At 38.6% G+C, this 14478-nt stretch carries 14 protein-coding genes and 2 pseudogenes; 7 read left to right on the plus strand and 9 right to left on the minus strand.

Features of this window, described 5'->3' with window-relative positions; translation table 11 throughout:
• Positions 1–34: 34 nt before the first annotated feature.
• The 7 genes from phoQ to rluE form a co-directional block, all read right to left on the minus strand.
• Complete coding sequence (gene phoQ, locus DD649_RS07825; RefSeq protein ID WP_294105606.1) at positions 35–1492, minus strand: two-component system sensor histidine kinase PhoQ; 1458 nt, start codon at positions 1490–1492, stop codon at positions 35–37.
• Position 1493: 1 nt separating this feature from the next.
• Complete coding sequence (gene phoP / locus DD649_RS07830) at positions 1494–2168, minus strand: two-component system response regulator PhoP (RefSeq protein ID WP_294105607.1); 675 nt, start codon at positions 2166–2168, stop codon at positions 1494–1496.
• A 318-nt stretch (positions 2169–2486) separates the two neighbouring features.
• Complete coding sequence (gene purB, locus DD649_RS07835) at positions 2487–3857, minus strand: adenylosuccinate lyase (RefSeq protein WP_294105608.1); 1371 nt, start codon at positions 3855–3857, stop codon at positions 2487–2489.
• A gap of 16 nt (positions 3858–3873) precedes the next feature.
• Positions 3874–4500, minus strand: coding sequence for a high frequency lysogenization protein HflD (gene hflD / locus DD649_RS07840; RefSeq protein WP_294105610.1), 627 nt, complete (start codon positions 4498–4500; stop codon positions 3874–3876).
• A 2-nt stretch (positions 4501–4502) separates the two neighbouring features.
• Complete coding sequence (gene mnmA, locus DD649_RS07845; RefSeq protein WP_294106186.1) at positions 4503–5606, minus strand: tRNA 2-thiouridine(34) synthase MnmA; 1104 nt, start codon at positions 5604–5606, stop codon at positions 4503–4505.
• Between the two features lie 185 nt (positions 5607–5791).
• The gene (locus tag DD649_RS07850; protein ID WP_294105611.1) at positions 5792–6253 is read right to left on the minus strand and encodes an NUDIX hydrolase; all 462 of its coding nucleotides are present in this window, start codon (positions 6251–6253) and stop codon (positions 5792–5794) included.
• Positions 6246–6896 carry a 23S rRNA pseudouridine(2457) synthase RluE gene (gene rluE / locus DD649_RS07855; protein ID WP_294105612.1) on the minus strand — a complete coding sequence of 217 codons (651 nt, stop codon included), beginning with the start codon at positions 6894–6896 and terminating at the stop codon, positions 6246–6248. The genes DD649_RS07850 and rluE overlap by 8 nt, the downstream gene beginning before the upstream one ends.
• A 1258-nt stretch (positions 6897–8154) precedes the next feature.
• On the opposite strand from rluE, the gene icd reads away from it, so the two are divergent.
• Positions 8155–9408: an NADP-dependent isocitrate dehydrogenase gene (gene icd, locus DD649_RS07860; protein ID WP_294105615.1), complete on the plus strand. Its 1254-nt coding sequence runs from the start codon at positions 8155–8157 to the stop codon at positions 9406–9408.
• Between the two features lie 119 nt (positions 9409–9527).
• On the opposite strand, the gene DD649_RS07865 is transcribed toward icd, so the two are convergent.
• Positions 9528–10655 carry a phage integrase Arm DNA-binding domain-containing protein gene (locus tag DD649_RS07865; protein WP_294105617.1) on the minus strand — a complete coding sequence of 376 codons (1128 nt, stop codon included), beginning with the start codon at positions 10653–10655 and terminating at the stop codon, positions 9528–9530.
• Positions 10639–10935 carry an excisionase gene (locus DD649_RS07870; protein ID WP_336430107.1) on the minus strand — a complete coding sequence of 99 codons (297 nt, stop codon included), beginning with the start codon at positions 10933–10935 and terminating at the stop codon, positions 10639–10641. Before DD649_RS07870 ends, DD649_RS07865 begins: the two co-directional genes overlap by 17 nt.
• On the opposite strand from DD649_RS07870, the pseudogene DD649_RS07875 reads away from it, so the two are divergent.
• The 6 genes and pseudogenes from DD649_RS07875 to DD649_RS07895 form a co-directional block, all read left to right on the plus strand.
• Positions 10901–11008, plus strand: a pseudogene (locus tag DD649_RS07875) (DNA cytosine methyltransferase); the annotation flags it as partial. The gene DD649_RS07870 and the pseudogene DD649_RS07875 overlap by 35 nt on opposite strands.
• A 229-nt stretch (positions 11009–11237) precedes the next feature.
• Positions 11238–11534 carry a hypothetical protein gene (locus DD649_RS20080; protein WP_336429851.1) on the plus strand — a complete coding sequence of 99 codons (297 nt, stop codon included), beginning with the start codon at positions 11238–11240 and terminating at the stop codon, positions 11532–11534.
• Positions 11531–11728 (plus strand): hypothetical protein, encoded by a 198-nt coding sequence (locus DD649_RS20085; protein ID WP_336429853.1) that lies wholly within the window; start codon positions 11531–11533, stop codon positions 11726–11728. The genes DD649_RS20080 and DD649_RS20085 overlap by 4 nt, the downstream gene beginning before the upstream one ends.
• A gap of 383 nt (positions 11729–12111) precedes the next feature.
• Positions 12112–12993, plus strand: a complete 882-nt coding sequence (locus DD649_RS07885; protein ID WP_294105622.1) for a hypothetical protein — start codon at positions 12112–12114, stop codon at positions 12991–12993.
• 777 nt (positions 12994–13770) lie between these two features.
• A pseudogene (locus DD649_RS07890) lies at positions 13771–14274 on the plus strand (DUF1441 family protein).
• The gene (locus tag DD649_RS07895; protein WP_336429856.1) at positions 14271–14441 is read left to right on the plus strand and encodes a hypothetical protein; all 171 of its coding nucleotides are present in this window, start codon (positions 14271–14273) and stop codon (positions 14439–14441) included. The pseudogene DD649_RS07890 and the gene DD649_RS07895 overlap by 4 nt, the downstream one beginning before the upstream one ends.
• The last annotated feature ends 37 nt before the right edge of the window (positions 14442–14478 follow it).

The raw sequence follows: 14478 nt of genomic DNA on the forward strand, positions 1-14478 counted from the left end.
GCAATACAGGGTCTAAATAGCTTCACATCACAGATTAGCTATCTTCAATGACCATCTGTTGCCTAAAAGTGACGATAACGCGGGCTCCACCAAGTGGGCTATCAATAATTGAGATTTCGCCATCATATTGGTCAATAATATCAACAGCAATAGATAAGCCAAGACCTTGCCCAGGACGCAAGGTGTCCGCACGCTGTCCTCGAATAAAAATGACATTTCGTTTGTTTTCAGGTACGCCAGGGCCATCATCATCAACGGTGATGGTTAAACTGTCTTGTCCTACAGCAGCTGTTACCTCAACAAATTCAAGACAGTATTTACAGGCATTTTCCATCACATTACCCATCACTTCCATAAAGTCATTAGGTTGTCCTAACCATGTGATTTCAGGTGAGATATCGACAGTAATAGATACGCCTTTGTGCAGATAGACCTTATGAAGTGCGCTCGCTAAACTATCAATAATGGAAGGAACTGATGAGATTTCACGTAATATCAGGTTTTCGTCACCTTGCATTGATGCACGGTGCAAATAATAACCGACTTGTTGTGAAATACGTCCAATCTGTTCCAACATGATAGGTTCTGCTTGCTCGATATTCATTTGTTTACCTGAGCGCAATAATCTAAGTGTGGATTGTATAACGGCCAAGGGTGTTTTTAAGCTATGCGTTAAATCAGAAAGTGTTGTGCGATATTTACTATAACGCTTGCGCTCATTGGTGAGCAAAATATTGAGATTGCGGACAAGCCCTCTTAACTCTGCGGGTGGATTTTCATCCAAGGTTTCTCGTTCACCTTTTTCGAGGCCGCTAATCTGCGACACCAATGATTTTATAGGGCGTAAGCTCCAGTAGGCAGCAAGCCATAATAGTGGTATCACTAAAATTAAGTTGGCGAGTAACACATAGCCAAACCATTCCCAAACTAAACCTGTTTTTTGTAAATCTTGAGGAAGTGTATCGACTACAACAATAGTGAGAGGTGGAAGATGCTCGCTTTCACTGTATTGGTTGACAGAAACGGAGTGGGTGAGAGGCTCATCGTCATTATTCATGTCGTTAAGCTTGGTATTATATTCAGGATTGTTATATAGCAGTTGACGCGTTTCTTTAATATCGGTGTCAATTTCGTATAATCCCTCTTTTCTTAGCCAATCTTGATGAATGAGTTGCTCAACATTGGGAACATCGCGTTGACGCCAAAGAACTTGACCATGGTCATCATAGATAATGACCAAAGTTGGATTATTTAACGTAAAATTAGGGGGAACACGGATATCAATTTTATTATTTTGCCACTGTGCAAGGCTATAAATTAGATTGCTTTGGCTGCGCAGCAGGGTGTAGGTCGTCTTATCAAAGCTAATCAGATAACCCAGTATGGCAACAATACCATAGGACAATGTTAGTGCGAGAATAACCGCAGAGGTCGCGCATAAAAAGCGCGCCCGTAATGATAGTGGCTTAATTTTAAATTTTCTTAATGACATATTAACCATTCACGTCGAAGCGATAACCTTGGCCACGAACGGTAACAATTACATCATTACTATGAAATTGTTGTATTTTTTTGCGTAACCGACCCATTAAAACATCAATGGTATGACTTTCTCTTAATTCTGCATCTGGATAGAGCTGGCGCATTAATGAGTCTTTGCTCACCACTTTACCATTATTACGCAGTAGTGTTTCGATGATGGTATATTCAAAGGCTGTTAGTTTGACGGGCTCACCTGCAACCGTAAATTCTTTACGTGATAAATCGATAACAAAATGGTCTAGCTCAAGTATTTGCGAGGCAAGTCCACTATTCCTGCGCATCAACGCTTGCATACGAGCAACGAGTTCTTCTAATTGGAAAGGTTTAGTTACATAGTCATCAGCCCCGCTATTCAATGCTTGCACTTTTTCTTGCCAGCTTTCTCGGGCTGTCAGGACGAGAATGGGAATAGTCACATGCATACTACGCCAGCGTTTGATCATGGATAGACCATCTTCATCTGGCAAGCCAAGATCAACTACCGCAATATCAGGGCAGCTTTCATTTAAAAAGTAGTCTGCTTCTTTTGCATCTTCCGCTGAATCAACTTGGTGTCCAAGGTCTTTGAGTTGAACGGTTAAGTGATGGCGAAGTAAAGCATTATCTTCGACGATGAGAATACGCATCTGAAAGCCTCATATTAAAAAAAGAGAGTTAACCTGTCGGTTATATTATCACTATGTTAAAAAGAGAAATCACTGACGACAAGTCATTAAGTAAATATAAGTCAAACAAACCAAAAATATACTCCAAATGATCAATTTATTGCGATTTAGTCAATTATCAAAGTGTTATTTGATCTTATCTGAGGTAGGGGGTTTATTTGTATGGGATAAGTAAAATTAATGGGGGAGTTAAGCGTCGAAATATCAAGAATGACACTGAGAAGGATATAAAGGCGAACAATTCAGAGTGAAATGTTCGCCTTTATTAAATTTAACGAGTTATTTTAAATCGTTAACAAAAGTGACAGCATAACCAATATAATTAGCTGGTGTCATTTCTTTCAAACGTGCTTTTTCGCTTTCAGGTAGTGCTAAGCTATCAATGAATTGTTTCATCCCTTCTGCGGTAACACGTTTTCCACGCGTTAACTCTTTAAGTTTTTCGTATGGTTTTTCAATGCCATAGCGACGCATTACGGTTTGAATTGGTTCAGCTAATACTTCCCAGTTTTGGTCTAACTCATCAAGCAGATGTTGTTCATTAACTTCCAGTTTATTCAATCCTTTCATTGTGGATTGATAAGCAATAAGTGAATAGCCGAGGCCAACACCTAAGTTACGCAGTACTGTTGAGTCCGTTAGGTCACGTTGCCAACGAGAAACAGGTAATTTGCTTGATAAATGGCCAAGTACCGCATTTGCTAAACCTAAATTGCCTTCTGAATTTTCAAAATCAATAGGGTTCACTTTGTGTGGCATGGTGGATGAGCCAATTTCACCCGCAATGGTTCTTTGTTTGAAGTGATTTAGTGCGACGTAGCCCCAGATATCACGGTCAAAATCTAGCACAATAGTGTTAAATCGTGAGACACAATCAAATAGCTCAGCGATGTAATCATGCGGTTCTATTTGAGTGGTGTATGGGTTCCACTGAATACCGAGTGAAGTCACGAAGGTTTCACTAAATTCGTGCCAATTAACTTCAGGATAAGCCACGATGTGAGCATTATAGTTACCCACTGCACCATTGATTTTACCGAGGATTTCAACTTGTGTGAGTTGACGATACTGGCGCTCTAAGCGGTATGCAACGTTTGCAAATTCTTTACCAATAGTCGATGGTGTTGCTGGCTGACCATGAGTACGTGATAACAACGGTAAGTCACGATATTCGTGAGCCATTGCTTTAACTTTATCAATAATTTGACGCCATTGTGGCAATAAAACATCTTTACGTGCAGTTTGAAGCATCAGCGCGTGAGACAAATTATTAATATCTTCAGAAGTACAAGCAAAGTGAATAAATTCTGAAACAGCATGTAGAGCTGGAATGTTAGCGACTTTTTCTTTTAGGAAATATTCAACTGCTTTAACATCATGGTTAGTGGTGCGCTCAATTTCTTTGATACGCATTGCATCTTTTTCGCAGAAGTTTGCAACAATTTCATCTAGGTAAGCGTTTGCGTCAGCATCAAATGAAGGAACTTCATTGATTTGAGCGGTTGCCGCCAGTTTTTGCAGCCAGCGAACTTCAACTTGAACGCGAAATTTCAGTAAGCCAAACTCACTAAAAATAGTGCGTAAAGCGCTGACTTTATCACCATAACGGCCATCAATCGGCGATACAGCGGTCAGTGAGGATAATTCCATTGGTAGCAACTCCAGATTAAAGGTGAGACAAAATATCTTTCGCCTGATTAGACAGACGGCTTCGGGAAAACATTAATTGAATACGGCTGCCGCCGACTTGCTGCCAAAGCACCGCACAACGGATACCTGCCAGTAAAGTGGCTCTAACTTTTGCTTGAACCAACGTATTTTTGAGAATGTCTGGAGAACCTGTAACTTGAATACGTGGTCCTTGAGGGCTGACAACATCCACATAAATACCCGCAAGAGCATTAAAAACACCTTCAGACATCGGTTCAAAATAGCTTGCTTGACGTTCAAATTGTTCTATACGTTGACCTAGTTGGTTCATGGCGTCTTGATTTTTATTAAGGCGGCGCTCAAGAACCATCATACTAAGCATATAGCGTGTCATTTCAGCGGATAAACCACTGTTGCCGCCTGTTAGCATGCCAAGCATTGTACTAAGGCCTGTTTTTAAATTTGCAGGATCGTTACCGAAAACATCTAATGTAGATGATGGATTCATATTCGTCAGGCTTTTGATCATAGTTTCAAGGTCTTGCTCATTAGAAACACCTTCATGAGCCAGTTTTTGAACTATATGACTTGCTTGGCAGATACCTGCCAAAGCAAGCGTGATATCGTAATAATTTTTAGCCACAGTTACTCCTGAATACGGGCTTCAATAATACCGCCACCGAGGCAAACTTCATCTAGATAAAATACTGCAGATTGCCCTGGCGTTACAGCAGCAACTGGGTAGTCGAATGCGACTTCAATTCTATCTTCACTCAGCGGTGTAATAGTACAAGGAATATCAGATTGACGATAACGAGTTTTCACCACACAGCGTAGCGGTTGCGTCATGGTTTCTCTATCAACCCAATGTAGTTGTTGAGCAATTAAGCCAACAGACATCAGGCGAGGGTGTTCATGCCCTTGAGCAACGATAAGATGATTATTTTCAACATCTTTATCAACAACATACCAAGGATCTTCTGAGCCTTCTTTGGTGCCGCCAATACCAAGACCTTTACGCTGCCCTAAGGTGTGGTACATCAAACCTTCATGCTGACCAATAGTTTCACCGTCGACGGTAATAATTGGGCCAGGTTGCGCAGGTAAATAGCGACCTAAGAAGTCACGAAATTTGCGTTCACCGATAAAACAAATACCCGTTGAATCTTTTTTCTTCGCGGTGATTAAGCCAATTTCTTCCGCGATACGACGAACTTCAGGTTTTTCAAGTTCACCAACAGGAAAGAGGCTTTTAGCGACTTGCTCATGGCTTAAGGTATATAGAAAATAACTTTGATCTTTATTGGTGTCTAAGCCGCGTAGTAGCTGACTTTTACCATCAATATCACGACGGCGCACATAGTGACCAGTCGCAATAAAATCTGCACCGAGATCTTCGGCTGCAAACTCAAGGAAGGCTTTGAATTTAATTTCTTTGTTGCACAGAATATCTGGATTTGGTGTACGACCCGCTTTATATTCAGATAAAAAATGTTCGAAAACATTGTCCCAATATTCAGCGGCGAAGTTAATTGTATGGAGTTCGATGCCTAATTTGTCACAAACAGACTGCGCATCAGCAAGATCAGTTGCCGCTGAGCAATATTCTTTATCGTCATCTTCTTCCCAGTTTTTCATAAACAGACCAACAACCTGATATCCTTGCTGCTGGAGCAAGTAGGCTGAAACGGAGGAGTCAACACCACCGGACATACCGACGATGACTTTCTTTTGGCTGTTATCTGACATGGTACTGTTATCTGACATTATAAATAGTCTCAATGCGGAAAAATCAAGCCCCATACTTTAGCATGTTGTACCCTTGTTGCACCAGAGTTAGCGGCAATATTCTTGGCGCAAGAAAAACAGAGTAAAGACTGACGCGGCTCTATTAATCGTTTTTTATTAGATCAAAATAAGCCAAATCGAGTTGATTACCCAAAGTGATCACCATAAGCAGACAGAATATCAAGGGGATAGGTGGTATTTTCTTGAAAGCAAAGGATACTTTGCGCAACTAATGGAGATCGTAAACAATTACTTTCAATAATTTGTTGTGCGCTGACCCAGTGGCAACAGCTAATGTCGCTATCTTGTGGATGTGTTTCACAGGTATTTGGTAGTTCGAGTTCAAATAAAAAACGAATAAAAGGGGTGTTATCAGGCGCTATCCATTGATGAATTTTAATTAATTTTTGCGGTGTAGCGCTGATACCTGTTTCTTCTAAAAGTTCGCGTTCGGCTGCCTGCAATAATGTTTCATCTGCTTCTAAATGCCCGGCAGGTTGGTTCCACGTAGGTTTACCATTAACCCACTCTTCAACTACTAAAAATTTGTTTTGGGCATGTACGATAGTCGCTACCGTAATATTGGGTCTAAATTTTGGGCTAGACAATTTTTACCTCCATCCATTCACCGATGGCTAAGTTTTCTAATTTGAATTCACCAATTTGATAGCGAATCAATCTTAGGGTAGGAAAGCCAATATTGGCAGTCATTCGGCGAACTTGTCGATTTCTGCCTTCATATAATGTGATTCTAAGCCAGCTTGTCGGGATATTTTTACGTTCTCTAATTGGTGGATTCCTTGGTTTAACCCAATCAGGTTGTTCAACAAGCTCGATATTTGCGGGTAACGTCAAACCATCATTTAATGTTAATCCCTGACGAAATTTAGCAAGAGCCGCCGTATCGGGTATCCCTTCTACTTGAGCATAGTATATTTTGCCCGTTTTTTTCTGAGGTTGAGTTAAGCGAGCTTGTAATTTACCGTCATTGGTTAAAATTAATAATCCTTCACTGTCCCTATCGAGGCGGCCTGCTGCATAAACATCGCTTATTGGAATATAATTCTTTAAAGTATCTCGACCTTGCTCATCGGTAAATTGTGGTAGCACATCATAAGGTTTATTAAATAGGATGACTTTACGCACAATAGGTGGTTTAGAGGGGGAGTGAGTTGCTCGTCGAGTGCGATCCGCATGGGATTTTGGTGTCAGTTTGTTATTGGTTGTTCGTTTAATGTTTGGCTTTGTCATAATCAGTTAATTATCCACATAAAATAGTGAGTAACTTTTTGTTTTTCTTTGTCTATTAAAAAATTACTCAATTGATCTTAGTTTATGTGATTTACTTGTCAAAGAATAGTAATGTGTAGAGATAATAATATTGTTATTATGCTTAGTTAAATTCAAAAAAAAGTAGGTATATAAGTAGGTATAAGTGATGAATGGAATTAATTAAAATCATCTAGTTGGCTGATAAATTGATAGAATGATTGAAAACCATGTTGAATTAGGTCGACACAAAATAGATGTTCATCTTCAGAAAAATCAATGGGATCAATTAAATTTTGTTCACTTCCAATTGCGTGACCAGATTCATGACTTAAATGTAACTCACCGCAAAACTCTAATGCAGAGGCGAAGATTTAGTTAAACTATTTAAAAATGAAAACATTACGTTGCCTGTTGCTTCCATTACCTCAATAGCAACAAGCCTAAATTTAGCAGGTTGGTTTGAGATTATTGCAATCAAGTTATTATAGGTAAGTTGGCAGCTAGGGGATAATTTTTCTGACCAAAACTATTCAAGTGTATCACTCAGTGGCAATGTAAATTTATTTAAATTACCAAAACTCATAATAAAAAATAACATGTTGGGTAAGAATGAAAGCTTTTCGTTAATCAGTCAATTTGATGAAATATTTTTAGAAAAGAAAAGGTGTTGAGCAAATTTAAATTTATGTTGTTTAATTAAATGAGAGGTTTTATTTATGGGTAACTTATTTTAAAATGATTTATTGGATTTGATTGTTTGTATTTAGTCGCTTTATAAATGTTAATTCAAATTGATATTTGATTGAAAATAATTAAGTTCATTAAAACCATTTAGTACAATAAAATCAAATTTTTATATTAATAATAAATGTATAAATAATTATGTGCTTATTAATTATGTGAGCAATACGTATTTTTAAGGCAAACTATTTTGCTAGTATGAAAATTATACGAATATGGTTTTTTGATCTTATTATTTGTTTAATTCATTATAGTAATTGTCTGTTTTTTAACCTAAAAATTGGATTGAAAATTATAATTTTAGAATTAATTGTTTGATTTAAAAGTAATTGCATGGATATTAACTTTATATTGTAATAACTAATAGATACGTTAAATGCGATCTGTATTGAAGCTTAGGCGAGTAATCATTGGCGTTCGATGCAGATTGAAGTAATATTGACAGGTCTCTTACAAAAAATTAACAAGCTAAATACGCAATTGAAAGGAGAGGTTAATGGAAAGCAAAGTAGTAGTTCCGGCAGAAGGCGCTAAAATCACCATTGATGCAAAAGGCAAACTAAACGTTCCGAACAACCCGATTATTCCTTACATTGAAGGTGATGGTATTGGTGTTGATGTGACACCTGCCATGCTAAAAGTGGTTGATGCGGCAGTGAAGAAAGCATACAACGGTGAACGCAAAATTTCTTGGATGGAAATCTACACCGGTGAAAAATCTACTCAGTTATATGGTAAAGATGTTTGGTTACCGCAAGAAACCCTCGATTTAATCCGTGATTACCGTGTATCAATCAAAGGCCCTTTGACAACTCCAGTTGGTGGTGGTATTCGTTCTTTGAATGTTGCGCTACGTCAGCAACTTGATCTGTATATTTGTTTACGCCCAGTTCGTTATTATGCGGGCACACCAAGCCCAGTAAAACAACCTGAGCTGACTGACATGGTTATCTTCCGTGAAAACTCTGAAGATATTTATGCAGGTATTGAGTGGAAAGCAGGTTCTGCTGAAGCTGATAAAGTTATTAAATTCCTTCAAAATGAAATGGGTGTAACAAAAATCCGTTTCCCACAAGATTGTGGTATTGGTATTAAGCCTTGTTCTGAAGAAGGAACAAAACGTTTAGTTCGCGCTGCAATTGAATATGCAATTGATAACGACCGTGATTCAGTGACATTAGTTCATAAAGGTAACATTATGAAATTCACTGAAGGTGCATTTAAAGATTGGGGTTATCAATTAGCACAAGAAGAATTTGGTGGCGAATTAATTGATGGCGGCCCATGGCTTAAAATTAAAAACCCTAAAACTGGCAAAGATATCATTGTTAAAGATGTGATTGCTGATGCATTCTTACAGCAAATTTTGCTGCGTCCAGCTGAATATGATGTTATCGCTTGTATGAACTTAAACGGTGACTATATTTCTGATGCATTAGCAGCACAAGTCGGCGGTATTGGTATCGCACCGGGTGCTAACATCGGTTCTGAATGTGCATTGTTTGAAGCAACCCACGGTACTGCACCAAAATATGCGGGTCAAGATAAAGTGAATCCAGGTTCAATTATACTATCTGCAGAAATGATGCTACGTCACATGGGTTGGGTTGAAGCAGCTGACTTAATCGTTAAAGGTATGGAAGGCGCAATCGCGGCTAAAACTGTAACTTACGATTTCGAGCGTCAACTAGAAGGCGCTAAACTACTGAAATGTAGCGAATTTGGCGACGCAATGATTAAACACATGTAATTTATTACGTGGTGTGATTAATAACGGGAGCCTAAAAACTCCCGTTTTATTTTGCCTTGAAAAATTCTTCTGCAAAACTCCTGCAAAACTCTTCTGCAAAACGGGCTACAAAATGAACACTATTTTATAGCTAATACCTGCCAGTTTTTCCCTCGGTCGTCATGATATTTATCTGTCATTGCTTGGCTCTTATGTCCTAATAAAGTTTTGGTATCGATGCCTTGTTCTCTATATAACCTTTCTGATAAAGAACGTTGTTCGTGAAAACTTGGCGGTGTTCCATCTTCCCACGTTAAATCAGTTTGATCTCTGATCCTTTGAAATAGGGTAGTTATTGCATTCCCTGTCACTTGCCCACCTCTTTTTGCTTGCGAGGTAGTATGGTGGTAATGAAGTATATAAGGGCTAACTATTAGGTCTCGGCATCGAGCAATTATATCTCTTAATGAGTACTCCAACTTTTCGCAGTGCAGCGAAAGAGGAATGGCAATTTTAGAACCAGTTTTCTCTTGAATAATATGTAGATGGTCATCCCAGATATCATCAAACCGCATTTTGGCAATATCCCCTAAACGTTGGCCAGTAATGACGGCTAGTAGCATCGCATTTTGTAAATAGCGTTGGGTTTTTTCAGCTTCATTAAAGATCACAAGCCATTCATCAAAATCTAGTCGCTGACGTTTAATTCGGTTCATTGGTAATTTTGTTGCTTGCGCAGGGTTATATCCCGGAGGAACTTCTCCTGCATGCTGAGCCTCTTTAAATACATCAACTAAAACCATTCTAACTACTTGAGCCATTCGAGTTTGACCGCGCTCTTTATATTCTTCTAATAATGAGGCGATATCTCTAACGTCAATTTCTGATAGAACTTGATTACCGCAGGCTTGCCGGAATGCTTCTACTGGTGCTATTTTTTGCTTATATGTATTAAGCTTTATTTCACCATATTCGATCCGCTCTTTTTGTATTTTTAAGAACTGATCTAGCCATGTATGGACGGTGATTCCTTTTTTTAATTTACGACTAATTTCATCTTTAGCTTTTATTAATTGATTCATTTTGGCTTCAGCAAGGCGAGAATTTGCTTCTATTGCAATTTCTTTTGCCGCGCTTTCATCTGTACCTAATCCATGAAATTTACCAGTTATAGGGTGCTTATAACGCCAGTACACCTTTTTTGTTCTGGCGTCGATATAACAAGATAAGCCGGGTATGTTGATATTGTATTTACGCGGACGAGCCATCCTCTAATATCCTCAATAATCGCGGATCGTCATTGTGCTTGATTGTTGGTTTGGTGTTCATACCAATAAATCGTGCATTTGTGTCGACTCGCCAACAGCGACCAGCCTTGAATGGCTGGGGTGATATCATGCCGTTTTTTGCGTAACGTATTAGCGTTTGATAGCTTGGCACTGGAGCCTCAAATTCTTCTTCAGCCCAAGTTTTCAATGTTTTTGTACGTGTCACAGTAAATACCTCCACACATCTGCCGCATAACCTCGGCGATATGACAGTTATCACTGACAAGTTAAACGCCAGTGAAGTGATAGCTCCAGATGTGTTAGTCGGTGGTACGCCATGCCAAGCATTCAGCGTTGTTGTGAGCGCAACAGAAAAGCTTTTAGTTGTGGTCGCTATTGCTCTTGGTTTTATGTATTGGCTTGCAATGGGAAAAGCTAGCAATCTAAGTAAAGAGAATGAACTTTTATCTAGTTAGCTGTCAGCAAGCAAGCTACTAAGCAAAGTAACCCAATCCGCTATCACTATTCATTATCAAGTCTCACTCGACAACATCAAAGCAAAGCAATTAGAGGACTCAGAACATGTCAAAGTTAAGACTGTTATCAAAACAGTGCTCAAAGACAATGAGTGCGCTAATACTGCTGTTCCCGATGATGTTGTTAGTGAGTTGCGGAAATACGCCGCCGAAATTAATACCCGTTCAGTCGCCACCGATACCGGCACAACTAACCGCTGATTGTCCTCAGCCTGATATACCAGAGCAGATGGACTGGAAAGATATGCCGCAACTACTGGCTGACGCTATGAATTCAATAGCAAAGTGCAACTTAGACAAGAAAGCCATTCGAGAGATTGAAATAAAAAGGCTAGCGCAATGAAAACATATAGCTTTGCACCTTATGGCCCCGGCTACAATTCAAGTACTGTTGTGGTATTGGGGCGTATTACTCATTTCGAAGGCATTAGTTTTAATGGTATTCGCGGCACTGAGATTCATTTAGATACAGGTATCACCATTCGTACCGGTATGAATTTATGTGATGTACAAAAAATAGTAGAAGGTAACCAATGACAGAAGAGATTTAGTTACTACACAGCTTTGATATTAAATAAACTTAAGTAATTTAACCTATATAGCAAGATAAATATAATTTATTTTTATCTATTAACGATGTGTGGCTTGTAACTAAATTTGTAATAAAACACTGAGTTAGTGAATTTATCTTGCGTGTTAATAATTAAAACACGCCTAACATTACAATTTAAAATTCTATTATTTTTATTTTATTTGATATTTATTGAATTTTAATTCTAATTATAATTAGTCTGTTGGCATTTTAATTCGAATTAGTAATGATTCTAAACAAACATAATTACTCTTATTGCAATCATCTATATTAGGTATATGCTGTATGTATATACAGTATGTCACATTAACTAATAGAGGTGGTATTTATGTCAGATCAAAAAGATAGTGAAGCTTTGGTAATCAGTGGTGAGACTAAGAAAGGTATTTTTACGCTTGATAACCAAACTATCAAATGCATTGGTGATAATGCAGAAATTATCCATACGGGTAATAACGTAAAAATACTTGATAATGAAGGCATGGTTGAAGATGCTGATGGAAACAGCATCAGAAATGGTAAGGACTCACTTTTTATTGCAACAGGTGAGAATTGCGTTGTTGAGGCGTCATCTGGTTCTGTATCATTTGTTTCTGGAAAAGGGGCTAAATTAGGATTAGGATTTGACCTTATAGACTCTGATGAACCAGAATATGTTGATGGCGTTCCTGCTGTGGAAAATGCAATCTTAATTGGGACTGGTGATAAAACCCTTTTGCAAGTGACTGGAAGTAACTCTCTTGGTATTACTACAGGAGAGGGGGCTGTTATGGGCGATTTATTTTTCGGTAGCACTGGTATTGCTACAGGTAATAACTCCGCTATTGTCTCTGAATGGCCTTTTAAGAAAGCTGTAATTTTAGGGGATAATTCTTATATTGGCGGTGAGGGCTCAGATGAATTTACTGCTTTTTTTGGCGGACAACAATCAACAGTTTCTACCGGGCATAAATCTTCATTGTTATCTGAGTTTCCAGTTAGCGAATTAAAAGTGGGCAAAGATTCCGTTGTTGTTGTTGGGTGGCATGATGGTACACGCAAGCGTTTTTCTGTTTATTATGAAGGTGAAGACTTTGAAACGTTTCCAGAGGGAATTAAAGAGCAACCACCGTCCCGTCCACATGGGAATCCTTATCCAATTAATATATTTAAAACAACTGAAAGTGGTCAACTTGAATTATTAAAAGTTGTAATGGGCACTTGGGGATAAGTTAGATATCCATTTTCATCAAGTCATAGCCATCAGCTAATCACTGGTGGCTTTTTTGTTCGAGATAGGAGCAGAAAACTGGAGTCATTTTATTGAGAGCATTTATACTGTATTTAATTAATATTTTTAGAGTAGTGATATGAGTAATTCTGTGATTTTTATACTAGTCCTATTTATTTGCGTGGTTATGATTCGACACCAAGTAAAATCAATAGTCACATATAAACACTTTTTGTTGTTCTTTATTGGTATATCAATAGCAATGGTTGTCTATATTGTAAATGCCATATATACGTGGCTGAAATTTGATCTTACTCTGGATTATTGGCTGGTTCTTACTTTATCTGCAGTGCTTATAACTTCCGTATTTTCTCTTATTAGAATATTTAGGATTTGATTTTATTTAATTCTGGTGGTCACTTGGTACCACGTAGTTATATAAATTCATCTAGAAGAATATTCTAAATAGTCATCAGTTAAAAGCTGGTGGTTTTTTTGTACTCAAAGAAACCTTAAATTCATCAGATTGATTAATTTTATGGATAAGTCAAAAGGTACTCCCGAGGGGGTACCCTCTCCACGGGGCGGCGACCACGCGGGAAACGGCTCATTTTCAAATTTTCATGCTGTCAGCAGCAGGTAATCCAACTCTCTGATTTAACTTGATAATATCGATATTGAGGTGACAATTTCAACATGGAGTTGTCACCTCAATGTGTTATATCTATCTGATAATCAATAAAAATATCAGTTTTCACCTGACAGAGTGAGGTGTCAATGTCCAACGTCAGCAATCTGGGGGACGCCTACAACTGGAGCGTGGCTAAGATTGCTGAAGCTTTCGGCTTAAATCGTGGCACAGTTAAAAAGCGGTTGCTTGATGCTAATACCCCCATAGCAAATACCGTTCGGGGTAATCCTGTTTAAGCTTTACGTGATGTGGGACCAATACTTTTTGGCGCTGAACCAGAGGCAAGCGGCGATGCTATCCAAAATCCGGCTGTTATGTTTCCGAAAGACAGAAAGGATTGGTACCAATCTGAAAATGAAAGGATCAAGCTTGAAACAACACTCAAGCAATTAGTCCCCGTCTCCGAGGTTCATCGAGAAATGGCCGTTATTATAAAGGCCATATCACAAGTTCTGGATACGTGGCCAGATAAACTCGAACGTGATAAAGGTTGGAAAGCCGATCAAATAACAGAAGCCCAAAAGGTTGTGGATGAGCTAAGAGATATATTGGCATTTGAAGTACTCGATGCGGAGGATGAAGAAGAGTGACCATAAATTACGCCTCGGCAGCAACAGTAAGAAAGGATGTATCCGCATTATTGAAAGCGCCTCGCCGAATGCCAATTGCACAAGCGGTTAAAAAATACATGCGCGTTCCGATGGGCGAAGGTTCTTCCATTCCATGGGAAGATACATTATCCAACAATAATTATTGAGGATACCCACGTAAAGGGGAGTGAAAACGGAACCTAT

Origin of the sequence: Providencia sp. (assembly GCF_003533305.1) — a bacterium.
In the GTDB taxonomy this organism is placed as follows: Bacteria; Pseudomonadota; Gammaproteobacteria; order Enterobacterales; family Enterobacteriaceae; genus Providencia.

What these genes read in the sequence shown, in the direction of transcription:
- phoQ (WP_294105606.1), bottom strand. Translation starts at nt 1,492, where the DNA reads ATGTCATTAAGAAAATTTAAAATTAAGCCACTATCATTACGGGCGCGC.
- phoP (WP_294105607.1), bottom strand. Translation starts at nt 2,168, where the DNA reads ATGCGTATTCTCATCGTCGAAGATAATGCTTTACTTCGCCATCACTTA.
- purB (WP_294105608.1), bottom strand. Translation starts at nt 3,857, where the DNA reads ATGGAATTATCCTCACTGACCGCTGTATCGCCGATTGATGGCCGTTAT.
- mnmA (WP_294106186.1), bottom strand. Translation starts at nt 5,606, where the DNA reads ATGTCAGATAACAGCCAAAAGAAAGTCATCGTCGGTATGTCCGGTGGT.
- rluE (WP_294105612.1), bottom strand. Translation starts at nt 6,896, where the DNA reads ATGACAAAGCCAAACATTAAACGAACAACCAATAACAAACTGACACCA.
- icd (WP_294105615.1), top strand. Translation starts at nt 8,155, where the DNA reads ATGGAAAGCAAAGTAGTAGTTCCGGCAGAAGGCGCTAAAATCACCATT.
- DD649_RS07865 (WP_294105617.1), bottom strand. Translation starts at nt 10,655, where the DNA reads ATGGCTCGTCCGCGTAAATACAATATCAACATACCCGGCTTATCTTGT.
- DD649_RS20080 (WP_336429851.1), top strand. Translation starts at nt 11,238, where the DNA reads ATGTCAAAGTTAAGACTGTTATCAAAACAGTGCTCAAAGACAATGAGT.
- DD649_RS20085 (WP_336429853.1), top strand. Translation starts at nt 11,531, where the DNA reads ATGAAAACATATAGCTTTGCACCTTATGGCCCCGGCTACAATTCAAGT.
- DD649_RS07885 (WP_294105622.1), top strand. Translation starts at nt 12,112, where the DNA reads ATGTCAGATCAAAAAGATAGTGAAGCTTTGGTAATCAGTGGTGAGACT.